Here is a 23,593-nt window from a genome sequence, read left to right as displayed (position 1 = left end):
CAAGTGGCACGACAAGTGGGCAATTAACCCCCACCGCATTCGCTAAAAAACGAGCTCGCAGTCCACCCAGTCTTTCAAGCTTGTATACCGCACTGTGGCACCAGACAAGTCATGGTGTTTCGACAAATCCGTGGGTATCACAACGCAGGCTAGGTTCGCAGCAAGTGCCGCTGTCATGCCGGTTTGCGTGTCTTCAATTGCCACGCATTCACTTGGTATTTTCCCTAGCTTGTCCATTGCAAGTGCGTAACAATCGGGTGCTGGTTTGCTGTTTTCGACATCTTCCACGGCAACCACGCAAGAAATATAAGCACTTAAACCATACTGAGATAAGGTTTTTTCCACCGACTTTTTACTTCCCCCCGTCACAATGCCAATGGTGTAACCTTTGTTTGCACAATGTTCAATGGTTTCTTTAGCAAACGGCATTAAGGGAAAAGCTCGCTTATCTAAGTAGTCGCTAATGCTTTTGTGTTTTTGCTCTGCTAGCTGCTGCGGCGCTACATCAATATTAAAATGTTCGACGAGATCGACAGCATTTTGCTTTACTGGAATACCCGCCATCACTTCACAATAAAAATCCTCGCTTAATTCAACATCGTACCCCAGCAAAATGTCTTTCCACAGGTCAAAATGTACGGATTCTGAGTCAATAAGGGTACCGTCGTGATCAAATAATAGCGTTGTGGTTTTGTCGCTTACCGCTAACTGGCTACTTGATGAAGAAACTGAGTGCAATGCCAAAATAAACCTCCTTGCTAGTTCAATACCGGTTTTGAAAACATATTGGGTTAATCGATACCGAAAAAACGATAACACCTTTGGACCCTGCTGCAGTGCTTTGTTAATGGTGATTGTTTTCATGCCATATGTCAGAACATGCCAGAACAGTGCCAGTCCTGTGGTACACTGGGGCATTCACGAGCTAGAACATTTTCAACGTGGAGCAAATTGGGTGCTTTACCACATTTTAGGCTTTGCCAGTGCCGCGCTTTTTTTACTAACATGGTTAGGATTATGGTCACAAATTAAGGCCATGACGCGCTTTCAAGTGCCCGTTTCTAGCGAAAGTGACGATGCTAACCACAGTCTGTCACTTAACCAATTTGGCTCTAGCTATTTTGCCTTTTTCTCAATTTTCCTATTTGGCATTTCGGTAGAGCCTTTCAACCATTACTTGGTGTGGACACGATTTGGCGCGCTCATACTTACGCTCATTATTATTTGGAAAATATGGCAACACAGGCGCACTTCAATTTCAGGCTATGTTGCCGCTGTTGCCTTGCTAGCCCTTATTGGTGGCACACTTTCCATTGCTTTTCGGCCATTCCCAACGCTTGCACAGCTTGGCGCAAACACATTAATGCTGGTCGTTACCGTTATCTTATTTCAAGGTTCACTGCACCAGTGGTTTGTACTGCAGCGCAGACAAAAAGTGGGGTCGCTGTCATTTGCGCTGTTTCGCAATATCTTGATAAAAGACGTTAGCACTTTATTATTTGGCCTAACAATGCCATTAAGCCAAAGCTGGCCGCTGCTTATCCTAAACGGCACCAGTGTAATTATGCGTGGCAGTATTTTATTGCAGATGCACAAACTAAAACGCCGAGAAATTTCCGTATCAGGATAGTATCTCGGCGTTTTCGATTTGCTTCATGTTGCGATAAGGTTGCTTGTCTAGCGGTCGCCTGTTTGAACAGCGTTATCGATACAAGCTTCTATAAATAAGCACAAAAGCGGCGCGTTTCTGCAAGCTACAACGCCACTTCGGCCATATTACCTTTGCTTTCAAGCCATGTTTTACGGTCGCCAGAACGCTTCTTAGCAAGCAACATGTCCATCAACTCCATCATTTCTTCCGCGTCTTCAATGGTCAGCTGAACAAGGCGACGGGTGTTCGGGTCCATGGTTGTTTCGCGAAGCTGTAGCGGGTTCATTTCACCCAAGCCTTTAAAGCGCTGTACGTTGACTTTACCGCGTTTCTTTTCCGCTTCAATTCGGTCAAGAATGCCCTGCTTCTCGCCTTCATCTAGCGCGTAATACACCTCTTTGCCTACATCTATTCTAAATAGCGGCGGCATAGCGACATACACATGACCTTGTTCAACTAAGGTTCTGAAGTGACGTACAAAGAGCGCACATAGCAAGGTTGCAATGTGTAGCCCATCGGAGTCAGCATCGGCAAGAATACAAATTTTACCGTAGCGCAAACCAGATAGGTCCGTCGAGTCTGGGTCGATACCCAGCGCAACTGAAATATCGTGAATTTCCTGTGATGCCAGTACCTGAGAAGAGTCAACTTCCCAGCTATTCAGGATTTTACCGCGCAGCGGCATAATTGCCTGAAACTCTCGGTCTCGCGCTTGCTTGGCCGAGCCACCCGCCGAGTCCCCCTCTACTAAAAACAGTTCAGAGTACGAAATATCTTGTGATGAGCAGTCGGTCAGTTTGCCTGGTAGTGCAGGCCCTTGAGTGACCTTTTTACGGGCAACCTTTTTGGTTTGACGAAGGCGGCGCTGTGCATTGTTGATACACATCTCAGCAAGGGCCTCAGCAATTTCCGTATGCTGATTTAACCAAAGGCTGAATGCGTCTTTCACCACTCCTGACACAAACGCACTGGCCTGACGTGAAGACAGGCGTTCTTTAGTCTGCCCGGCAAACTGCGGGTCCTGCATCTTAGTCGACAGGATATAGGCACAGCGGTCCCAAATGTCATCTGGCGATAACTTAACGCCACGAGGCATTAAGTTTCTAAATTCGCAAAATTCGCGCATGGACTCTAGTAAGCCTTGGCGCAGCCCGTTAACGTGTGTACCGCCTTGCGCTGTAGGAATAAGGTTAACGTAGCTTTCCGTTACTAAATCACCACCTTCAGGCAACCACATTACAGCCCAATCGGCGGCTTCTGTGTTGCCACTGAATGCACCTACAAATGGCGTGTCAGACGGCAAGGTTTCAAACTCTTCTACCGCTTGGTAGAGATAGTCTTTAAGACCGTCTTCGTAATACCACTCTTGGCTTTCTTTGGTGATCTTGTTGTCGAAACGAATGCGCAGACCCGGGCTTAATACCGCTTTAGCGCGCAAGTTGTGCACAAGTCGACTGGCTGAGAATTTTGCCGAGTCGAAATATTGCGGGTCAGGCCAGAAGTGAACACGGGTTCCTGTATTGCGCTTACCGCAGGTATCAATAACTTGTAAGTCTTCGACTTTTTCGCCGTTTTCAAAGGCAATTTGGTATACGTTACTGTCTCGTCGAATAGTTACTTCTACGCGAGTTGAAAGCGCGTTAACTACCGAGATCCCCACCCCGTGAAGACCACCAGAGAAGGCATAGTTTTTATTTGAAAATTTACCACCTGCGTGAAGCTTACATAGAATAAGCTCTACGCCTGATATCCCTTCTTCAGGGTGGATATCTACCGGCATACCACGACCATCGTCGATAACTTCTAACGATTGGTCTTCATGCAAAATTACTTTGATGTTAGAGGCGTGCCCAGCAAGCGCTTCATCCACACTGTTATCGATGACTTCCTGACCCAAGTGATTTGGGCGGGTAGTGTCGGTATACATACCAGGGCGGCGTTTTACGGGGTCAAGGCCGTTTAAAACCTCGATAGCATCTGAATTGTATTGATTTGACATAGTTATGGTTGTTATTTAAGCCAGCGACAAAGAAAGAGGTACGCGGCACTAAGGTTAGCTATAGTAACTTCAGCAAGCATAGCGCCGCACAGCATAGGATTGATGTTAGCAGGGCGAGTAAAGACTGGCAATGCGCTTATTTCAGCAAAAACTCGGCAATAGCAGGTAAGTGATTTTCATAACCTACAAAGCTGTGATCGCCACCTTCTTCAATAACCAAATGACTTTGTGCGTACTTTTCAGCCGCTAAGCGGTAATCCAGTGTTTCATCCTCGGTCTGAAGCAGCACTTTGTAATTGCCTGGCGTTTTAATTGAGGCAGCTTCTAACGCTTGGATTACCCCCATATCGCTTTCTACTATTTCAAACTTCTCTTTGCTGTAAGGGTTTTCATGGGTACCGATAAACCCTTGCAATAGCTCGTAGGGACGAACAGCGGGATTGATTAACACCGCTTTACCACCAAACTTTTCAAGCAAAAACGTAGAGAGATAGCCCCCCATTGAACTACCAATAAGTTTCAGCCCGTTTTCAAGTAATGCCGGTGTGTTCTTAATAAGGGAAATTAGCTGGTCTTCCACTTTACTAGGAAAATTAGACAGCTCAGGAATGTGTAAGGTAACGTGTGAGTGATGCTGCTCAAAATACGCTTTAGTGGCTTGCGCCTTAATAGATTTCGGCGAACTTAGAAAGCCGTGAAGATATAAAATGTGCTGCATGTTTTTCTCTATTCTGTGTTCTCTGTTCTTTCTTGTTTCTTTGTTTGCGCTAAACTCGATGCAAGTATGAAACGGTTTTTAACGCCAAACGCGCCTAGCGCATCCTCCGAAGCAAAGCTCGACTGAGCTAAACCCTAACAACGGTAACGTTTACCGTACCGTCATCCATTAAATTCATCACTTGATACCCTGGCGTTTCATTGCTAACACCAAACTCGGGCCGCATTTCCCACTGCCAACACGTAGAAGGGCTGCCGTAAGAAGGCGTATTGTTCGTTCCTATCTGCTGGCGCAACGGCGAATGTACGTGTCCGTGTACGATGGCTTTTATCTGCGGATATTCATCTGTAAGCGATACTAACCGCTGAGCATCAACCAAAGAGTGCTTATCCATCCAACTGTTTGAAGGCAATATGTGATGATGAAGCGCAATAAGATGGTTTGTCTGCGGCGACGTAGCTAACGATTGCTCTAGCGCCTGTATATCGCCTTCTTTTACTTCCCCCGCTGCCGTATGCATATTACTTGTAGCGCGGGTATCCATGCCGTGTATTAGCCAATTGCACAAGCTTAACGAGTCATTGCTTTGTAAGTGCCGACTGCCAAAGTACTTTTCGAAGTACGGATTATTGTCATGGTTTCCCGCCAGCACAAACCATTCTATATTTGCTGGCTCAATATGTTGCTCCATCAATGCAATAAAATGCTGGTAGCTCTCAGGGGAATTATCGCCGCTAATATCTCCAGTAACCAGCACGACTACTTGGTGCTTTGCTCTCTGCTGGGGCTCACTGGCAACTTCTTGAACAATGTAATTTTGGATATCAGAAAGCACGCGTGCTAGTGAATCATAGGGCGCGATGCCCGCATATTCCGTCTTATCTTTGTCTTTTAGTAAGTGGCAATCACTTAGCTGAATGAGTGTGATCACGCTTCAGAAGTAACGTTTGAGGAATGTTGCAAACAGAAGTTTAGCCATTCAGCTAAAAAGATATTCACCATGTGCTTTTCGTTACGCTGGCGCATTTTTAAATTCGGATACTCGTACGACGGTTCAAGTGCTCCCGTATTTTGGCTATTGATAACCTCTGCCATACGCGCATCGTGATATAAGCGCACCGTCATGCTGGGCGTTAAATATGAAGGCATATCTTTAGTGGTTTGCTTAATGCTTAACGTGCTGGTGTAGCGAGCAGACTCCACTATCCTAATCTCATAGGCCAACCCCATGCCAACGGAAAATTCATAACTCAAGTCTTCTGTATCGCAATCAGGTAGCATTCTAAGAACATAAGCATAGTTCAGTTCGCAAAGCGCCTGCATTGACGGAAGATGAGGGATGTATTTTCGTTGATTGCGTTGTGTCACGATGTCTGCCATTGCTCCAGAAGTTGTGTTTTGTGCATAAAGAACCATTGTAGCGCAATTACCGCTGCGGCGTTGTCAATATGGCCATTTTCCAACCATTCAAGGGCGGTGTTTTCTTTTATTCGGTGTACTTTAATGTCTTCAGACTCGCTTTCCAGGCCGTGAATGCCTTGCGCTTTACTAGCATCAGTCTTTGCTATAAAAATGTGTAATCTTTCGGTCGTGCCGCCCGGGCTCGATAAATAACTCAGCGCTTTGGTTAATTTATCTAGGGTAATACCTGCCTCTTCCATCGACTCTCTATGGCATACAGACTCCGGTGTTTCTCCTTTGTCGATCATGCCCGCGATAATTTCTATTAGCCAAGGGCTTGAAGATGTGGCTAACGCCCCAATTCTTACCTGCTCAATTAGCACGAACTCTTGGAGAACGGGGTCGTAGGGTAAGACTCCCACCGCGTGACCGCGTTCAAATATTTCTCGCGTGACCGTGTCGCTCCATTCTCCATTAAAACACTTGTGCTTAAATTGATACTGATTCATGGTAAAGAAACCACGATACACTGGCTTAATGTCGGTGATTTCGACGTCATTTGAGGTAAATGAAAGGAATTCCTTGCTCATTTGCTGACACTTATGGTTCAAATAGATTTATCATACATAGTACATTTACACACCAACCATGTATACGCATGAAAATTGCGATACGGCGTGTGAGCAAATAACAGAAAACTCATATTACAAGTCGTCTATTACTATAATAATTGCGTGGGTAGATCACATATTCTGTTACAGTTAATCGAATACTGTTACGAGTTTGGACTTTCGGTTTGTGGTTGAATTTTCATACACTTGGTTTTAATAAGTCGTCTCAACGAATAAACGACGACGCAACTTGAACACAACAGGAAGACGTAAGCATGAAACGAACACTTCTGTCGCTAGTTATCGGTGTTTCGATGACAACTGGTGCGCTAGCCGATGACCTAATGCAGGTATATCAACAAGCACTGGCGAACGATCCATTGGTAAACCAAGCGAAAGCGCAACGTGATGCTGCGTTCGAAGGAATCAGTCTTAGCCGCGCAAGCCTACTACCTCAAATCTCTGGCTCTGTGGGTTACACCCAATCTGAATCAGAACGCTTCCAACAAGCGGCTGGTGACAACGGCCTTCAAGTATTCACAACAGATACTGAAGTAGACACGCTTAACTACGGTTTATCACTTTCAATGTCTTTATACGACCACGCAAACTGGTTGGGTCTAGACCGCGCAGAGAAAGTAGCTGAGCAAAGCGATGCACAACTTGCAGCAAGTATGCAGGACGTTATTGTACGTACTGTGACTGCCTACTTTGACGTATTACGCGCTCGTGACAATGTAGAGTTCGTTGGGTCAGAGAAGCGCGCTATTGAGCGACAGCTTGAGCAGACACGCCAGCGTTTCGAGGTGGGCTTAACGGCGATCACCGACGTACATGAAGCACAAGCGAACTACGACAGTACAGTAGCTCAGGAAATCCAAGCGAAAAACCAGCTTGAGTTTGCCCTTGAAGCACTTCGCGTTATTACCGGCAAGTACCACGACCGTCTGTTCGGTTTAAATACTGAAAACTTCTCTGCGACCATGCCGGTACCAGAAACGGTAGACAGCTGGCTAGAGACCGCCCAGGATAAAAACCTTGCGCTACTCGTTGATCGTTTGGCCATGGACGTTGCAAAAGAAGATATTGCTATTGCACGCTCTGGTCACTTGCCAACATTATCACTGTCTGGCAGCTACGGTCGCTCGAAAGATGATGTTGATGCTGAAATATTAAATGACGACGGCTCTACCACACCGTTTGGGTATGAAACGCCGTACTTGGATAACCAATCAATTGGCATTACGCTGAACGTTCCAATCTATCAAGGCGGTAGCATAAGCGCGCAAACGTCGCAAGCGAAGTACAACTACGTAGCGGCCAGCCAAGCGGCAGAGCAGACATATCGTCAAACGGTACAGTCAGTTCGTAGCTCGTTTAATAACGTAAAAGCGTCTATCTCTACTATTCGTGCTCTTGAGCAGTCAGTGGTGTCTGCAGATAGCGCACTTAAAGCCACAGAAGCGGGCTTTGATGTCGGTACACGTACTATTGTTGACGTATTGGACAGCACCCGTAACTTGTTTGACGCACGTCGTAACCTTGCGGGCGCACGCTACGACTTTATTCAGTCTGTCATTACGCTTAAGCAAGCGGCTGGAACCCTTACAGGTGAAGATGTGGCTATGATCAACCGCGGCCTTAAACCTGTAGAGAAGAGTAGCAACGAATAGGTTTTGATGCAGCGCAAGACCAGCGTTTAAACACCATATCGGAAGGGTGGCTACTGGCTGCCCTTTTTTGTGCCTAATACCAGTTCGCCTAGGTAATTGCCCACTCAGAAGGCCCTGACAAGTTTCCTAGCGAAGCGTGGAAATGCAGGAAGGTATGATAAATCTTTGTTAGCATTGAAGCGAATGACTATTTGGCGCAAGAGAATTTTTGTAAGGCGCCCAGCAACTGTCGATATTCTGCACATAAGGCTTCAGCATTTTGTTTAGTCATTACAAAGTTAGATAAACGCGCTGAAACAGCGTGTAACTTCTCTTGCAACAGTTGTAACTCATCATCCATGATTTTGCCCTTTACATTGTCTGAAACATTGGTGATATTTTTGCTGGGTTAATGGCTTTAAACTTGCCTATTTGCCCCTACATTTTAGCGCATAAAGTGTGCGTTCAACGACTTTAGTATAACGCCAAGTTGGTCTACGACAAGCCTCTTGGCCTATTGTTTTTTCCTTGAGTGATAAATAAAAATGCAAGCCTCTGAACTACAAAATAAATTTGAGCGCATAAGAGCGAATAAATGGTTTGAAGCCTTTGTTATCAGCGTTATCGTTATTTCAGCGCTCCTTGTTGGTGCTAAGACCTATGAGCTTCCTGCTGGTATGTCGTCGGTCACTTTATTTCTAGACTGGTTTATCAGCGCGTTTTTCTTAACTGAAATTACCATTCGATTTTTAGCGGAAAAGCGAAAGCGCTATTTTTTCAAAAGCTTTTGGAACTGGTTCGACACTCTCATTGTAATTATCAGTCTTATACCGGCAGACGATACTGAACTCGCACTAATAGCGCGATTAGTTAGGGTTTTCCGCGTACTTCGTATGATTTCAATCATCCCTGAGCTTAGAATATTACTTGTTTCTTTAGTAAAGGCTTTGCCTCAGCTAGGCTATGTTATGCTGCTGATGTTTATCATCTTCTATATATACGCGGCGGTAGGCAGCACATTGTTTGAAAATATTAACCCTGTGCTGTGGGGCGATATTACTATCTCTATGCTGACACTCTTTAGGATCATGACCTTTGAAGATTGGACAGATGTGATGTACGAAACCCAAGAGGTGTACTCATTAAGCTGGATTTTCTACTTAACCTTTATCTTCTTCACCGCGTTTGCCTTTCTCAACATGGTCATTGGCATTGTGGTAAATGTGATGGAAAGAGAAAACGAAAAGGCAAGAGCAGAAAAAGAAGCCGCCTTACTTGAAGAGCAAATTGCACAAGGCCACATAGAGCCTACCTTGCATGATGTTTTAAAAGAGCTGCGCGAGCTGAAAGCCCAAGTTTCATCGCAAGGCAACAATGAATACCTCACCAAAGCTGACTAACGGGCTTTGCAGCTATATAGAAACGGTAATACATGCCGCACGTTAACATATCGGCAGTTGAGTATTACCATGCTCTTGGCACAGAAACTAAAACGAGAATAAACCGAAGGCCACATTGAGTGGCCTTCGTTTATATCGAGCTTTTGTAATGCAATAAAGCGCGCCCGCTAGCTCGCTGAACTTGCATTACACTCCATATTGCTGCTTGAGGCTTTCGACTCTTTGCTTTGCCGCTTCAGAGGTAAACTCTCTGCTTGCTAGGCGTCGCTTTGCTAACGCTTTTTTATCAAGTTCAAGCAATAACGCCACGTGGTTTAAATACACTTCATCGCTAGCAATGGGGCCTGTTGATATTTGCTCATACAGGGTTAGCGCTTCTTCTTTCTCACCTTTAGCGATATAAATCTGCGCTAATGTGTCTACAGCATCAGCATTTTCACGTTGCAGCGATACCGCTTTTTTCGCTAGTTCTTCAGCTCGCTTCAGGTCTTTATCTTCAAAGGCTAAATAAGCCAGGTTGTTCAGCACTACAAAATTATCAGGCGTTTTAGTAAGTATAAGCTCGTAGGTATCAATGGCTGCGGCTCTATCTTTTCCTATTTGACGCTCAGCTAACAACATTGCACTTTGAACGTCGTTATTGTGCGTAGTTACGTGCTTTTGTAGAAAACTAAACGCTTGCTCCTTTTTACCTGACATTTCAAGAGCGGCAACAAGTAGCAAAGCATTGTCTGAGTTTGATGTAGCATCATAAGCTGCTTTCGCGTGGTCAACGGCTTGCTCTGGCGCTTTATCGATAAGGTGTAAACGCGCAATAACGCCCCTTACGAACGGCAATGCCTTAACCTCGTCAGAGACATTGTTGATGATCTCCCATGCCGGTTTTGACTGACCAAGACGGCTATGAAAATACGCTTTCAACAGCGTTAGTTGGGCGTCAGGGCGCTTAGAGAGCACTTTGTTTGTTAACCCTAGACCTTGCTTGAATTGCTTTTGTGAGTCGACAATAAGCAGCTTGCCCAACACCGCATTTTTATCTTGTGGATAAAATGATAACCAGCGATCAAAGAAAGCCGTTGCGTCGCTAACATTATTGCTCGCAATAAGTGCCTGACCTTTTAAGCTCCAAAAAGCCTGAGGTGATGACTCGTCACCTTCAACAGCTCTCAACAATGAAACAGTTTTATCAAGCTGGTTATTAAGCGAGTACATTCTTGCTAGTAAAAGACGTAGGTTTACGTCGCTCTTGTTCGCATCAAATTGTGTCTGTGCATGATTAATTACAGCATCTGCATTTCCCTTTTCCATCGCTAGTGCAAACCACAACGCTAGCGCTTGAACATCAGAAGGATTCTCGTCTATGAAGGCACGAATAAACGCTTCCGCATTGTCTTTTTTGCCTTCTGCAACAAGAAGCTTAGTTCTAGAATACGTGATCTCATTACCCGCATCATCGAGCACACTCGCTTTGTCAAAGTATTGTGCCGCTTCTTGATATGCGCCTTCTGCCGTTGCAATGTTCCCCAAATAAATCAGGGGCGCCGCAGTCTGTGGTGAAGCCTCATGCCACTCTTGTGCCGCACTTTTCGCCTTATCGAGTTGGTTAGTCGCTATGTAGGCGCGCAGTAGGGTTGCTTGTGAAGTGACAGACTCAGGCGCTTGCTCAACCGCTTGTTCAAGATTTACTAAACCATCGATATCATTTAATGAAAGCTGTAAAACACCTAAACGCGATAAGTCTTCGGCGGTAGTGCTAACACCTTCTGATTTTTCTACCATTTGCTGAGCACCAACAACGTTGCCTTCTCTTAGCAACTGATAACTGGCTTTCGAAAACAGGGCCGCATCAACCCCCTGCTCGCCTTCGACTCTTGCTAACACTTCAAGCGCCTCATCGTTTTCACCTAGTTGAAGCATGCTGTCTGCTAGCATTCGAAGGCCAGGGTGATTATCAGGCAAGCCAGACGCCACCATGGTTAAGTGGCGCTGGGCCGCTTCGAAGTCTTGAATTTGATACGCACTAAACCCCGCAACCAGACGCACAACCTGATCGCTCCTACCGTTTTGAACGGCAATTTCCAAGTGTTCAAGGGCTTTCGCGTAATTTTCGTTGGCTGACTCAATAATGCCTTTGAAAGTATTTAGGAGCGGATGGTTCTCGTTTAGCACCAACAAATCATCGACAATAGGCTGAGCTTTATCTAGATCTCTTATTTCAATAAGAAGCGCGGCATACGCAAATTTACTGGTAACGTCATCTGGAAACTGGCTAACATAAACCCCGTATACCTCTGCGGCTTTTTCAGGTTCGCCATTTTGCAGGTAAATTTTGGCAAGCTGTTGCAATACGTCTTTGTTGGTTGGCGCTTGCTCACGCAAGGCTTCTGTTGCGGCTAATGCGCCTTCCATATCGTTTTCTAGCACAAAGGCGTAACTATCAATAAGGCCTTTGTAAACCGAACTGGTATCTAGGGTAGAAAGATCGGCTAGAAGCGCTTGCGCCTCTTCGTTTTTACCAAGTTGCATAAGAGCTTGGAGCTTATAAAAGCCCACTTCTGCTGATTCAACCGCGGTCATTCCTTCTGCGCGATAATCCACTTCAGCGAGGGCGTTTTCCGCTCCTGACTGTTGATAGGCCACAGATAACAATGGAATAACTTGGCTAACGGGATGGCCTAAGTCCATTGCCTTGTTAAGTTCTTTTTCTGCGGCCGCATAATTGTTTTGTTGTAGGTACAGTTTTCCTAGCTCGAAGCGAGGTTCTGCCGCATTAGGGCCCTTTTGAATAGCGTTTTTGTATTCAACGATGGCGGCATCAAGCTGCTGTTGAGAGGCATAGTTTCTCGCGTCAGCCAAATGGCTTTCCATCGACTTCTCGCTACACCCTGACAAAAGTGCACTGGTTAACATAACGGCTAACGTGGTGCGTTTAATTAATTTATTAGTTCTATACTTTGTCATTGTAATTCCTTGCCCTTCCTCAGATTTTTATCGTCACATTCCTGCTCTTTGTCAAAAGCACTGACTAAACTGCTTATTATTTCATCGAATTTGTGCAATTTCGTGGCAACCTGTCCATTATTCGAATATAATACTGTTTTTTGCAACACTGCTGGCAAGCATATCGCGAAATACGCTAAGAATACGCTTCATTAACTCGCCGGACAGGCCAGTTCAACGCTGTATAGCGTCTTGCGATAATAAACCGAAAAAGTACGGTTTAGTCGTATGCCGCACCCTCCTTACTTAATGCACCAGGACCCTTAATGACAACAACTGTCGACATGACATTTAAAGACCTCAATTTACCAGAACCAATCTTACAAGCCCTTGAAAAAGTTGGCTACGAGAAACCGTCTCCTATTCAGGCTGAGAGTATTCCTCTTATTCTTGAAGGACACGATTTACTCGGTCAGGCACAGACAGGGACAGGAAAAACCGCTGCGTTTGCCCTGCCTATGTTGGCAAATATCGATCCTGAGCAACGTAAGCCGCAATTACTGGTATTGGCCCCAACCCGTGAACTAGCTATTCAGGTTGCAGAGGCGTTTCAGGTTTATGCGAGCTTTAGTCAAAAAATTAAAGTACTTCCAGTATACGGCGGTCAGTCGTACGACAACCAAATTCGCCAGCTTAAGCGCGGCGTTCAAGTGGTTGTGGGTACACCAGGCCGTATCATCGACCATATAAAGCGCAAAACGCTAGACTTAAGCGAACTTAAGTTCTTAGTGCTAGACGAAGCAGACGAAATGCTTCGCATGGGCTTTATTGATGATGTAGAGCTTATTCTTAGCCATGCACCAGAAGAGCGCCAAACTGCGCTGTTCTCGGCAACTATGCCTGGTCCAATTAAGAAAATTACTCAGCGTTACTTAAAAGACCCTAAGCACGTTAAAATTGCGTCTAAGGTAAGTACAGCTAGCACTATTCGCCAGCGCTATTGCCAAATTGCACCGCACCACAAACTTGAAGCGCTAACCCGCATCATGGAAGTGGAAGTGTTCGACGGTATGATCATTTTCGTACGTACGAAAACCGCTACTGTCGAATTAGCAGATAAACTATCTGCGCGTGGTTATGATGTAGAGCCGCTAAACGGTGATATTCCTCAGGCAGCCCGTGAGCGCACCGTTGAAAAGCTTAAACAGGGTAAAATTGATATCCTTGTTGCTACTGACGTAGTAGCCCGTGGTCTTGACGTTGAGCGTGTAAGCCACGTTATCAACTACGATATCCCGTATGATAGTGAGTCTTACGTACACCGTATTGGTCGTACCGGTCGTGCAGGTCGCCAAGGTGACGCAATCCTATTTATCTCTCACCGCGAAAAGCGCTTGTTGTTCTCTATCGAGAAAACTACCAAGCAGCCTATTGAAGCAATGCCTATTCCTTCAATTAGCGAAATTAATGAGACACGCTTAAGCCGTTTCAAACAGTCGGTTGCCGAAGCTACTCAAGACGATAGCATTGAATCATTAATGCCTATTGTTGAGATGATTAAGGAAGAAAACGAAGCATCGCCTGAAACTATCATGGCTGCGTTACTTAAGATTGCGCAAGGTGATGAGCCGTTAATTCTTAAAGAATCGGATCGACCAGATATCAATAGCAAGCCTCCGCGCGATAATCGTGATAGAAACTCTCGCGATGGTCGTGATGGCCGCGAAAGAAAGCCAAGAGTGCCACGTGGCAACCGCAAGCCAGAAGAAGGCATGCAGCGCTTCCGTATTGAAGTAGGTCATGTTCACGGCGCTAAGCCTGGCAATATCGTAGGCGCTATTGCGAACGAAGCAAACATAAACTCGAAACACATTGGTGCTATCGAAATTTATGACAACTTCAGCACGGTTGACCTTCCTGACGGCATGCCTAAGGAAACGCGCGATACGCTACAGGGCACACGTGTTGCTGGACAGCGTTTAAATATTCGCGAATGGTCTGATACGCCACCAGCTAAGCGAGAAGGTCGTGGCGACCGTGGTAATCGCGGCGACAGAGCACCTCGCGGCAACCGTGAAGACCGAGGCAATCGCGGAGACCGCAAGCGTAAGAACTAAATAGCAACACATTCAGCTTTTATATAACCAATAGTAATATAAAGGCTGTTTTCGTTGTTTTCTAATTAAAAAGAATTGGCGCAAAATAGTGTCAGTTCTTTTTTTGTATTTAAAGCTAAGAAAACCTTTATGGATTACTTTCCGCTATTCCTAGACGCTAGAAAACTCAATGTCCTTATTGTTGGGGCCGGTGAAGTGGCAGCCCGTAAGCTAGAGCTTATTATGAAGACACCTGCGACCATTACGGTAGTAGCGCCCTGGGTTTGCGATACGGTTAAGCAATTATCGATCAATGAGAAAGTGACACTCATTGAACGCGAGTTTGAAAATAGCGATCTCACCCATAAAGATATGGTCTTCATTGCCACCGACAAAGGCGATGTGAACCAACATATTCACGACTTAGCGCGCGCTAAAAAAGTGTTGGTTAATGTGGTAGATAACACGCCGCTTTGCCAGTTTATTACCCCTTCTATTGTTGACCGCTCCCCTATTATCATTGCTATGAGTAGTGGCGGTGTTGCGCCAGTTCTGCTGCGTTATTTGCGCCAAAAATTAGAGACTGTTCTGCCGGCCAATTTAAGTCGATTAGGCGCGTTCTCTGAAAAATTCCGCGAAAAAGTCAAACAGACGCTTAACGGTGTAACTGCAAGACGCTACTTCTGGGAAGACGTGCTCGACGGCGACATTGCAGAAATGGTTGAAAAAGGCCAAGACCAAAAAGCTGATGAGGCCTTTGATTTAGCGTTGCAAGCTGCTGCTGAAGACAAAAAAGTAGAAGGGCAAGTCTATTTGGTGGGAGCAGGACCGGGCGATCCAGACTTACTTACCTTTCGTGCATTGCGCTTAATGCAAAAGGCCGACGTGGTAGTCTATGATCGCTTGGTATCGCCGCAAATTCTTGAGCTTGTACGCCGTGACGCTGAGAAAATCTATGTTGGGAAAGCCAAAAGCAATCACACGCTCCCTCAAGACGATATTAATCAGCTAATGGTTGATGAAGCGAAAAAAGGTAATCGCGTGGTGCGCTTGAAAGGCGGCGACCCATTCATATTTGGTCGCGGTGGAGAAGAAATTCAAACCCTTATTCAGCATGGTATTGAGTTTCAAGTGGTTCCCGGCATTACCGCAGCAAGCGGGGCGTCTAGCTATGCAGGCATTCCACTTACTCATCGCGATCACGCACAGTCTGTGGTATTTGCCACCGGTCACCTAAAAAATGGCACTATCGACCTCAACTGGCCAGCCCTTGCGCAGAAGAATCAAACCGCTGTGTTTTATATGGGTTTAACAGGCTTGCCTATTATCTGCGAAAAGCTTATTGAACACGGTCTTGATGCCAATACGCCAATTGCGCTGGTGCAGTCCGCAACTACTGAAAAACAACAGGTGTTAACAGGCACCCTTGAGAACATTGTCGCCAAGCAGGAAGAAGCGCAGCTTCAGCCGCCTACACTGATTATTGTGGGTAGCGTGGTAAGTCTTCACGATGAGTTAAACTGGTTTCTAGAATAGGCGACGTAAGTCGCCTTACTTTCCACACCAACCAATTGGTCCAAACTATTGTGCTATTCATGCCACCTGCTGATTTGATTAAGGCATGAACTTGTTTTTTACACGCAGGCGCGCATACTCAACATACTGTGAATATGTGAAAAACGGTGCGCACTCCATTGTTAAAAAAAAGCCTTAGCGGTTATTTGTCTTTTTCAAGTTTTAAGTCGCCTTATACCTTAAAACCAGTGAGGTGGTATGGGTTAGCCGGCGTATTTTTACTTATTTCAGGAATATTCTTTTCGTGTGTTGCCTATAGCGAACAACTCAAGTACAAAAAAACTAAAACCGACACGGGGGTTAGTTTAAGTTACCAATGGCTAGATAACGATAACACACGACAAACTATTTCTTTTGAGCTACCCAATAGCGCATTGAGAGAGGCCCCTTCACGGCAAGCCAACTACAAACCAAAGGTTGCTCAGCGATACATTATCGTTGCATTAACCGAAGAGGCAAAAAAAATAGACCCGAAAGTTGCGCGTGTGAAGATAACGCCCAAAAGAGAGTCAATTGATATCCAGGTTACAGGGTCAGATGAAGCAAAAGTTGAAGAAATACTCAGTAAATTAAAAGCTATTCAGCAGCAAGAGTACGATAAGTACTTGCGAGACCATTACTTTACCCGCTTTACAACCTTGTTTAATCAAAAGGCGGTAAAACCGGACCACGTGCGATATGTTGCTGAGTCGGTAAAGCCTTTAGTAGCAGCATCACAAGCGTTTTATGAAAAAGTGGCTTCACAGTCAGACTCTAGGGCCTATTTCTCGCTAATTCTTAGCTGGCTTCAAAGTATCCCTTACGACACCTTAGAAGATAGAGTAGTGAGTAACGGGTCTGGCTATGCGCCGCCTGTAAACGTGCTTTTGCATAACCTGGGTGATTGCGATAGTAAAGCAGTATTGGCATCGTCAATGGTGCGTGCATTTCTACCGTCAACCAAAATGGTTATGATATTTTTACCTAATCATGCGCTGCTTGGCATTGCCTTGACGCCCATGAAGGATGACAGAACCATAGAATACGACGGTGACACCTATGTACTCTACGACCCAACAGGACCGGCGCTTATTCCGTTTGGACAAGTATCTGAAGATACCGAACGCCACATTGTAACCGGGCGCTATCAAGTGGAAACAGTCGAATGATCGGATTTAATGCCCCCATAGTGCAATGAAAGAATATCTTCACCAGTTAGGAAAACAAAAAGCGCCTTTACGATAAAGGCGCTTTAATTAAAATGCTTAGAAAAGGCTGATTGCTAGAGATTTTCTTCAGCAAAACTCGCAAGACGACTTCTTACCACGCCGTCTAGGTTTATGGTGGCACTGCCCGAGAAGTCTTTAAACTTCTCAACCAAGTAAGTAAGCCCGGAGGTCACAGCACTTAAGTAGTTACTGTCTATTTGTGCCAGGTTACCGCCTACAATCAGCTTTGTTCCTTCACCGCAGCGTGTGATGATGGTTTTAAGCTGTGACGCCGTTAAGTTTTGTGATTCATCCAAAATCACAATGGCATTTTGAATGCTTCGGCCTCGCATAAAGTTCACCGACTTGTACTGAATGTTGGCTTTTTCCATGATGTAATTCATAGAACCTTTGGTATTTTCGTCGTGCTTGTGAAGTACTTCCAAAGAGTCGGTAATAGCCGCCAACCAAGGCAGCATTTTTTCTTCTTCCGTTCCCGGTAAGAAGCCGATGGACTCAGCAATTTCCGGCGTGCTTCGCGTAACAATGATTTTGTCATACATGTTACGCTCTACCACCATTTCAAGGGCTGCCGCTAACGCAAGTAGCGTTTTACCACTACCGGCAGGGCCTGTGAGAATAACCATATCAATATGTGGGTCTAGCAACGCATGGAGCGCCATGGCCTGCCCTATATTTTTGGGTGTAATGCCCCAGGCGTGACGACCCATCAAGCGTTCATAACCTAAATCCAACACCTCTAAATGATCGTCGGTGATCTCTTCTACTAAACCTGCAAACTGTTTAGTTTCGTCGAGCAAAAACTCGTTTACATACGCTTCTGGCAACATAGACTTGGGGATAGTGTGAATAGTGTCGCGCCCTTCGCTGCGGCTATCCACGCTTTTTACGCTGTCCCAAAAATTACCGTCAAAGGTATGAAACCCGCGAGATAGATATTTGATGTCAGTAATTAGCTGATCGGTGCGGTAGTCTTCAACATGAGCGAGGCCTGCCCCTTTCGCTTTAAGGCGCATGTTTAAGTCTTTGGTAACCAACACCACTTTTTGCGGCGCGAACGTCTTTTGCAAGTGCAGCGCTACGTTAATGATGCGGTTGTCATTCTCATTGCTGGTAAAAACTTGCTGGGCTTCGACCATATTAAGGTCGGCAAATATAGATAGACTCCCTGTAGGTGCCGTTTGACCCGCGCCTAACCCTTCCATCGATACACCCGCTAGCATATCTTCTGGCGTTGCGTCGTGGAGTAAATCCTCCATAGCCCGAATGGATACCCGTGCATCACGCGCCACGTCTTTTTTGCTGTCTTTGATGTAGTCGAGTTCTTCCAATACGGTCATTGGAATAACAACATCATGTTCTTTAAAGGAGAGAAAAGCGTGAGGTTCGTGCAGCAGGATATTGGTATCGAGGACGTAAATCTTAGTATCGGTAGAATTTTTTTTTGGCATCCTTCACTCCGGTAAATAAAGCCAGGTCAGACGTATTGTTCATTTATGAACGCACGCGCTAACAAGCTACAGTTACGGTTGTAGGAGAATGCCGCTCGAAACAGGACTTCTTCCCCTACTCGCGTCGACTGAGAAGCAGTACTACTCTTTCTGCCTCAAAGGTTCGTTTGTTAAATTAGCGAACCCTTAATTCCACCATAATCCAGTTTTTCAGATTTAGCACTGTTTTTTCTTTTTTATTTTTCGTTAGAGCAAGTGAGAAGCGACGAACAGTCCCTTCACGTTATATGAGATAGCACAGCGCTCCAATTTTGATAAAAAGAAGAAACTGGCATACTTGGTTCGTAACAAATGCTCACACTTTAACGACAGTTAGCGTAGTTTTAACTGCGTTTTTAATACCCAAATACGCTAAGGTGTACTTGTTGAAGCGGTGAATAAAACACGGGGGCTAACCCAATGCCCCCCCCCAATAAAGTGGATGCGTTTAAATTAATAACACTCAGGGAAAGAGCAGCTATGAATTGGCTTAACATCACAAAAATAAAAACAGCCATAAGCATGACGTTAGCGCTACTAGCGTGCTTTAACGTTGAAATTGCATGGGCGAATAGCCAAGCGCACAATAATTTTTCCCCTTCTACCATTCTAATCAAGGTTGCGAAAAGCACGGCTGATAAGTCTGAAAAATGGGTAGTCACTTACACATTAACTACGCCAGCCAAAACGCTGGCTTTTGTTAGAAACCCAGATACATCAAGAACAACACGTTGGTTCGCGCAAGACAACGACATAGAAATCGTCTTTGATAACGTCAAACACCAAGAACTTGTACGCTCGAAGTCGGGCAAGCCCCTCTCTACCGTGTCATTTTTACTGACGCCCACCTATAAACATTTGGGTAAAGATTACGCACCATTTTCTCCTTTTTCTGATGGTGGAAATGCCTTTCACTCTGGGCGACTGTTTGCTTGTGCTAATGCCTGTACTGAAGAAGATAATAAATGGCACCTGATACTCAATGTTCCCAGTGATGAGCACATAGTGTTGAATGGCAAAGTAGTGAAAAGCAGCGTGTCGTGGACAGATAACAATGACGGAAGAGTTGTGTATGTGGGTAGGCAACAGCCAATTATTACCGATGATGTGGTTGCCCTAATTGATCCCGGGCTTCCTGAAAACATTAAAGCTTCGCTAGAAGAAGATATACCCAACATGATGGCGTTTTTCTCCCATTCTCTTAATCCGCTTAAGGGCGAAAAGCCCATGTTACTTGCCTCTTATGCAAACGTAAACGATCACTCTACACAAGGCGGCACACTACCTAACCAGATATTTATGCATTGGAACAGACAAGACTTAAATGAGCAGGCCGATAACAGCAGCTTTGTTAACCAAACACTTTGGTTCTTTGCTCACGAAGTCGCCCATTTATATCAGCCCGGCAGTACCGAAGGTGTATCAGAAAACGAGGAGCAGTCTTGGCTGCACGAGGGCAACGCCGACTACTTTGCGGCAATCGCCATGAACTTCCTCTACGAAGACGCCAATAGCTACGTTGAAAGCCGAATGACCCGCGCTTTCGAGCGCTGTACTGAAGGGCTGGCGCAGACTACGCTGGCTCGTGCTTATAAAAACGGGCACTTCAATCTTTATTATTCATGCGGGATGATAATGCACCGCGCCATCGATAGCGTGGTGCAACAAAAAACGTTAGGTGAGGAGTCGCTGTTCACTGTATGGAAGCGACTTCAAAAAGCAGTGAATAATGGTATGCCGCCTGGCACAGCGACGTTCTTAAACTTGTTAGAACGATACCATGCACCTGAGCTTATAAAAGCCATCAACAGTGCAACGAGTGATGATGCAGCAAAAGCCATTCAAGGAATTGAAAACCTTTTTCAGATGCATCAGATCCCCTCTTCGCCCATGTAGTAAAAATGACAACCAATGGTCTAGTATTAATGACTTATCACAACGCAATGCGTACAATACCGCCCCCCGAAAAACAGGTTGGTGATTTATGAGTTCAGATAGTCAATTTTTAGTTGGTCAGCGTTGGTTAAGCAACACCGAAATAGAGCTGGGGCTGGGCGTGGTTATCGGTAACGATTTCCGCTCAGTTGAAGTGTTGTATCCGGCAACAGGCGAAGCGCGAAAATACACAAAGCAGGACGCGCCGCTTACGCGACTAATATTCGAAATTGGCGAAACGGTCAAAAGCCAAGATGGCTGGGAAATGACCATTACTGAAAAAGAAGAAAGCCAAGGTTTATTTATATATCACGGGCTTCGTGAAGATACCAAGGCCCAAGTGCGTTTACCTGAAACCATGCTAGACAGCCACATTCGCTTAAACCAACCTGAAAAGCGCCTGTTTAGTCAGCAACTAGACAATCCGAAATGGTTCGACTTACGTGAACGCGCCCTAGACCATCAATACGAATATTTGCGTTCAAGTACTATCGGCCTTGCCGGTGCCCGTATATCGCTTATCCCGCACCAGCTACACATAGCGTCAGAGGTAGGCGGAAGACACGCGCCTCGCGTATTGCTTGCTGATGAAGTAGGGCTTGGTAAAACCATTGAAGCCGCGTTAATTATTCACCAGCAGCTTAAAACAGGCCGTGCAGAGCGCGTGCTTATCTTGGTTCCAGACTCGCTCATGCACCAATGGCTAGTTGAAATGCTGCGCCGTGTAAATCTTCCCTTCGCCATTTACGATGAGAGTCGCTGCGAAGCGATAGAAGAGAGCGAAGGTCTAGAAGATGACGATACAGCTGACACAGCCGCAGTAAACCCATTTGAAAGCGATCAGTTGGTACTTTGCAGTATCAACTTTCTCAGTAAGAGCGAAAAACGCCAGCAACAAATTCAAGCCGCAGGTTGGGATTTAATGGTTGTCGATGAAGCCCACCACCTTGCGTGGTCAAGTGAGGCTCCTTCTGCCGAATACCTATGTGTTGAAGCACTAGCGAATCAAACACCTGGCGTATTGCTACTTACCGCAACGCCTGATCAGCTTGGTCACGAAAGCCACTTTGCACGCTTACGCCTACTCGACCCGGCTCGCTTTCATAGTTACGACGCTTTCTTAGATGAAGAATCGAAATACAGCCAGCTCGCCGATGCGGTAGCGCCATTACTTTCAGACGCCGAGCCGAACGACAAACAGCGCAGCAAACTCGCAGAATTTGCGCCTGACGTAATGGAACATGCGGGTGATTTAAGTGCGCCGGAAAATCGTCATGCGTTGCTGCATCAACTTATCGACTGTCACGGCACAGGTCGCATGCTGTTTAGAAACCGTCGCGCCAATATCGAAGGCTTTCCGGAGCGTAAACTAAGTGCATATGAATTGGCTTTGCCGGAGGTTTATTCAGAGGCAGTGAGCGGCGGCGACCTAACCTATTCACTATACCCTGAGCGTATGGCAAGTGTTGTTAATAGCTGGACTAAGCACGACCCTCGCGTTGAGTGGCTGCTAGATTTTATGCAAAGCGTTAAGCCAGAAAAGATTCTGCTTATTTGCGCAAGCGCTCGTACGGCACAAGAACTAGGCGAAGTCATTCGCACGCAAACCGGTATTCGCCACAGTGTGTTCCACGAAGGCATGAGCATCGTAGAGCGTGATAAGGCCGCCCATTACTTTGCTGACGAAGAAGACGGCGCTCAAATTCTACTGTGCAGTGAAATTGGCAGTGAAGGCCGTAACTTCCAGTTCGCTCACCACTTGGTTCTGTTCGACTTGCCCATTACGCCAGACCTGCTTGAACAGCGTATTGGTCGTCTTGACCGTATTGGCCAAACCCAAACCGTACAAATTCACGTGCCGTATTTAGCGAAAACCGCGCAGCACGTTTTACTAGATTGGTATCACGAAGGGCTTAATGCCTTTGAGAAAACCTGTCCGACCGGCTCTGGTGTGTTTGACGACGTTAAACCTTTGCTTATTGGTGCCTGCTTACACCCTAATGATATGAATGCCCGTGACGAGCTTGTAAACATGAGTGTTACGCTAAATAGCCAGCTGGTGGCACAGCTTGAAGCCGGTCGCGATCGACTTCTTGAGCTTAATGCTTCTGGAGAAGGCCGTGTAGAGCAACTGCTTGAAGACATTATCACCCTTGATAGCGAACAAGATTTGTCGCGCTTTATGGGCCGTGTATTTGACGCTATCGGCGTCCAGCAGGACGAAAAAGGCAATGACTGCTTTATTCTTATGCCAACTGAATCGATGGTGAGCCAGCTTCCAGGTCTTGACCCAGAAGGCATGACGGTTACTTACAAGCGCCGTGTTGCCACCACGCTAGAAAACGTGCAGTTTTTAAGTTGGGATCATCCACTTGTGCATACCGCCATGGACGTAGTACTCACCGACGTACACGGAAAGAGCAGCATGGGCTTCATTGCCGAGCCGTCTCTGCCAAAAGGCGCTTATTGGGTTGAGGCGTTGTTTGTGCTGCAGGCGCAAGCGCCTAAAGCGCTTCAGTTGGGCCGCTTCTTACCTCAAACGCCCGTGCGAGTGTGTTTAGATGCGCAAGGAAACCCGTCTGAATTGAGCTTCGACGTTAAGCGTAAAATTGGACGTAAGATCTCGGCTCAGCTTCTAAAAGCCTTGCAACAGCCGCTTGAGCTTGCCATTGAAAAGGCGCGTAAGCTTGCCCACCAACAAGCGAACCAAAAGCAACACGATGCACTTAACAGTATGCACAGCACGCTTAACGAAGAAATACAGCGCTTACGCGATCTTCAAAAGCGTAACCCAGCAGTACGTGACAGCGAAATTGAGTTTATCGAAACGCAAATGAACGCCCTTGATAAAGTTATTCAGGATGCAGACGTTCAGCTGGACGCCATTCGTATTGTGGTAAATAACCCGTAACCTCGA

The 23,593-nt window shown here is 45.8% G+C and carries 17 protein-coding genes; 8 read left to right on the top strand and 9 right to left on the bottom strand.

Annotated features, from left to right (window positions below; translation table 11 throughout):
* Positions 1–42: 42 nt before the first annotated feature.
* Complete coding sequence (locus ACXAGV_RS09140) at positions 43–744, bottom strand: HAD family hydrolase (RefSeq protein ID WP_474872987.1); 702 nt, start codon at positions 742–744, stop codon at positions 43–45.
* 211 nt (positions 745–955) lie between these two features.
* On the opposite strand from ACXAGV_RS09140, the gene ACXAGV_RS09135 reads away from it, so the two are divergent.
* A complete protein-coding gene (locus ACXAGV_RS09135) occupies positions 956–1,630 on the top strand; it encodes a hypothetical protein (protein WP_342290839.1) in 675 nt (224 codons plus the stop codon).
* A gap of 124 nt (positions 1,631–1,754) precedes the next feature.
* Here ACXAGV_RS09135 and parE read toward each other — a convergent pair whose 3' ends face one another.
* From parE to nudF, 5 genes are all read right to left on the bottom strand, one after another.
* On the bottom strand, positions 1,755–3,650 hold the full coding sequence (parE, locus tag ACXAGV_RS09130) for a DNA topoisomerase IV subunit B (RefSeq protein ID WP_474872986.1): 1,896 nt from the start codon (positions 3,648–3,650) through the stop codon (positions 1,755–1,757).
* Between the two features lie 136 nt (positions 3,651–3,786).
* The gene (locus ACXAGV_RS09125; protein WP_474872985.1) at positions 3,787–4,368 is read right to left on the bottom strand and encodes a YqiA/YcfP family alpha/beta fold hydrolase; all 582 of its coding nucleotides are present in this window, start codon (positions 4,366–4,368) and stop codon (positions 3,787–3,789) included.
* 127 nt (positions 4,369–4,495) lie between these two features.
* Entirely contained in the window at positions 4,496–5,299 is an 804-nt protein-coding gene (locus ACXAGV_RS09120; protein ID WP_474872984.1) for a metallophosphoesterase family protein, read from the bottom strand.
* On the bottom strand, positions 5,296–5,736 hold the full coding sequence (locus tag ACXAGV_RS09115; RefSeq protein ID WP_474872983.1) for a DUF1249 domain-containing protein: 441 nt from the start codon (positions 5,734–5,736) through the stop codon (positions 5,296–5,298). Before ACXAGV_RS09115 ends, ACXAGV_RS09120 begins: the two co-directional genes overlap by 4 nt.
* Positions 5,733–6,359, bottom strand: a complete 627-nt coding sequence (nudF, locus tag ACXAGV_RS09110; RefSeq protein WP_474872982.1) for an ADP-ribose diphosphatase — start codon at positions 6,357–6,359, stop codon at positions 5,733–5,735. The genes ACXAGV_RS09115 and nudF overlap by 4 nt, the downstream gene beginning before the upstream one ends.
* A 296-nt stretch (positions 6,360–6,655) precedes the next feature.
* Between nudF and tolC the strand changes: the two genes are divergently transcribed.
* Positions 6,656–8,053: an outer membrane channel protein TolC gene (tolC, locus tag ACXAGV_RS09105; protein ID WP_474872981.1), complete on the top strand. Its 1,398-nt coding sequence runs from the start codon at positions 6,656–6,658 to the stop codon at positions 8,051–8,053.
* Between the two features lie 187 nt (positions 8,054–8,240).
* On the opposite strand, the gene ACXAGV_RS09100 is transcribed toward tolC, so the two are convergent.
* Positions 8,241–8,393: a hypothetical protein gene (locus ACXAGV_RS09100; RefSeq protein WP_474872980.1), complete on the bottom strand. Its 153-nt coding sequence runs from the start codon at positions 8,391–8,393 to the stop codon at positions 8,241–8,243.
* 184 nt (positions 8,394–8,577) lie between these two features.
* Between ACXAGV_RS09100 and ACXAGV_RS09095 the strand changes: the two genes are divergently transcribed.
* Positions 8,578–9,432 (top strand): ion transporter, encoded by an 855-nt coding sequence (locus ACXAGV_RS09095; RefSeq protein ID WP_474872979.1) that lies wholly within the window; start codon positions 8,578–8,580, stop codon positions 9,430–9,432.
* A gap of 186 nt (positions 9,433–9,618) precedes the next feature.
* Here the strand turns inward: ACXAGV_RS09095 and prsT are convergent, their stop codons facing one another.
* Positions 9,619–12,393 (bottom strand): XrtA/PEP-CTERM system TPR-repeat protein PrsT, encoded by a 2,775-nt coding sequence (prsT, locus tag ACXAGV_RS09090; protein ID WP_474872978.1) that lies wholly within the window; start codon positions 12,391–12,393, stop codon positions 9,619–9,621.
* A 305-nt stretch (positions 12,394–12,698) separates the two neighbouring features.
* On the opposite strand from prsT, the gene ACXAGV_RS09085 reads away from it, so the two are divergent.
* The 3 genes from ACXAGV_RS09085 to ACXAGV_RS09075 all read left to right on the top strand — a co-directional run bounded on the left by ACXAGV_RS09085 (position 12,699) and on the right by ACXAGV_RS09075 (position 17,191).
* Complete coding sequence (locus ACXAGV_RS09085) at positions 12,699–14,489, top strand: DEAD/DEAH box helicase (RefSeq protein WP_474872977.1); 1,791 nt, start codon at positions 12,699–12,701, stop codon at positions 14,487–14,489.
* A gap of 129 nt (positions 14,490–14,618) precedes the next feature.
* The gene (cysG, locus tag ACXAGV_RS09080; protein ID WP_474872976.1) at positions 14,619–16,004 is read left to right on the top strand and encodes a siroheme synthase CysG; all 1,386 of its coding nucleotides are present in this window, start codon (positions 14,619–14,621) and stop codon (positions 16,002–16,004) included.
* Positions 16,005–16,162: 158 nt separating this feature from the next.
* Positions 16,163–17,191, top strand: coding sequence for a hypothetical protein (locus ACXAGV_RS09075; protein WP_474872975.1), 1,029 nt, complete (start codon positions 16,163–16,165; stop codon positions 17,189–17,191).
* Positions 17,192–17,304: 113 nt separating this feature from the next.
* Here ACXAGV_RS09075 and ACXAGV_RS09070 read toward each other — a convergent pair whose 3' ends face one another.
* Entirely contained in the window at positions 17,305–18,702 is a 1,398-nt protein-coding gene (locus tag ACXAGV_RS09070; protein WP_474872974.1) for a PhoH family protein, read from the bottom strand.
* A 519-nt stretch (positions 18,703–19,221) separates the two neighbouring features.
* Between ACXAGV_RS09070 and ACXAGV_RS09065 the strand changes: the two genes are divergently transcribed.
* Together ACXAGV_RS09065 and rapA are read left to right on the top strand one after the other, a co-directional pair.
* Entirely contained in the window at positions 19,222–20,637 is a 1,416-nt protein-coding gene (locus ACXAGV_RS09065) for a gluzincin family metallopeptidase (RefSeq protein ID WP_474872973.1), read from the top strand.
* Between the two features lie 88 nt (positions 20,638–20,725).
* Positions 20,726–23,587: an RNA polymerase-associated protein RapA gene (gene rapA / locus ACXAGV_RS09060; RefSeq protein WP_474872972.1), complete on the top strand. Its 2,862-nt coding sequence runs from the start codon at positions 20,726–20,728 to the stop codon at positions 23,585–23,587.
* Positions 23,588–23,593: the final 6 nt, after the last annotated feature.

The sequence above is a fragment of the Alteromonas sp. ABH4_453 genome (assembly GCF_056160665.1).
This window is presented reverse-complemented; position numbering and strand designations above follow the sequence as displayed.

Bases quoted from the DNA above. Each gene is read 5' to 3' on its own strand.
- tolC (WP_474872981.1), top strand. From the start codon at position 6,656: ATGAAACGAACACTTCTGTCGCTAGTTATCGGTGTTTCGATGACAACT.
- prsT (WP_474872978.1), bottom strand. From the start codon at position 12,393: ATGACAAAGTATAGAACTAATAAATTAATTAAACGCACCACGTTAGCC.
- ACXAGV_RS09065 (WP_474872973.1), top strand. From the start codon at position 19,222: ATGAATTGGCTTAACATCACAAAAATAAAAACAGCCATAAGCATGACG.
- rapA (WP_474872972.1), top strand. From the start codon at position 20,726: ATGAGTTCAGATAGTCAATTTTTAGTTGGTCAGCGTTGGTTAAGCAAC.
- ACXAGV_RS09085 (WP_474872977.1), top strand. From the start codon at position 12,699: ATGACAACAACTGTCGACATGACATTTAAAGACCTCAATTTACCAGAA.
- ACXAGV_RS09095 (WP_474872979.1), top strand. From the start codon at position 8,578: ATGCAAGCCTCTGAACTACAAAATAAATTTGAGCGCATAAGAGCGAAT.
- nudF (WP_474872982.1), bottom strand. From the start codon at position 6,359: ATGAGCAAGGAATTCCTTTCATTTACCTCAAATGACGTCGAAATCACC.
- ACXAGV_RS09070 (WP_474872974.1), bottom strand. From the start codon at position 18,702: ATGCCAAAAAAAAATTCTACCGATACTAAGATTTACGTCCTCGATACC.
- parE (WP_474872986.1), bottom strand. From the start codon at position 3,650: ATGTCAAATCAATACAATTCAGATGCTATCGAGGTTTTAAACGGCCTT.
- cysG (WP_474872976.1), top strand. From the start codon at position 14,619: ATGGATTACTTTCCGCTATTCCTAGACGCTAGAAAACTCAATGTCCTT.
- ACXAGV_RS09125 (WP_474872985.1), bottom strand. From the start codon at position 4,368: ATGCAGCACATTTTATATCTTCACGGCTTTCTAAGTTCGCCGAAATCT.
- ACXAGV_RS09100 (WP_474872980.1), bottom strand. From the start codon at position 8,393: ATGGATGATGAGTTACAACTGTTGCAAGAGAAGTTACACGCTGTTTCA.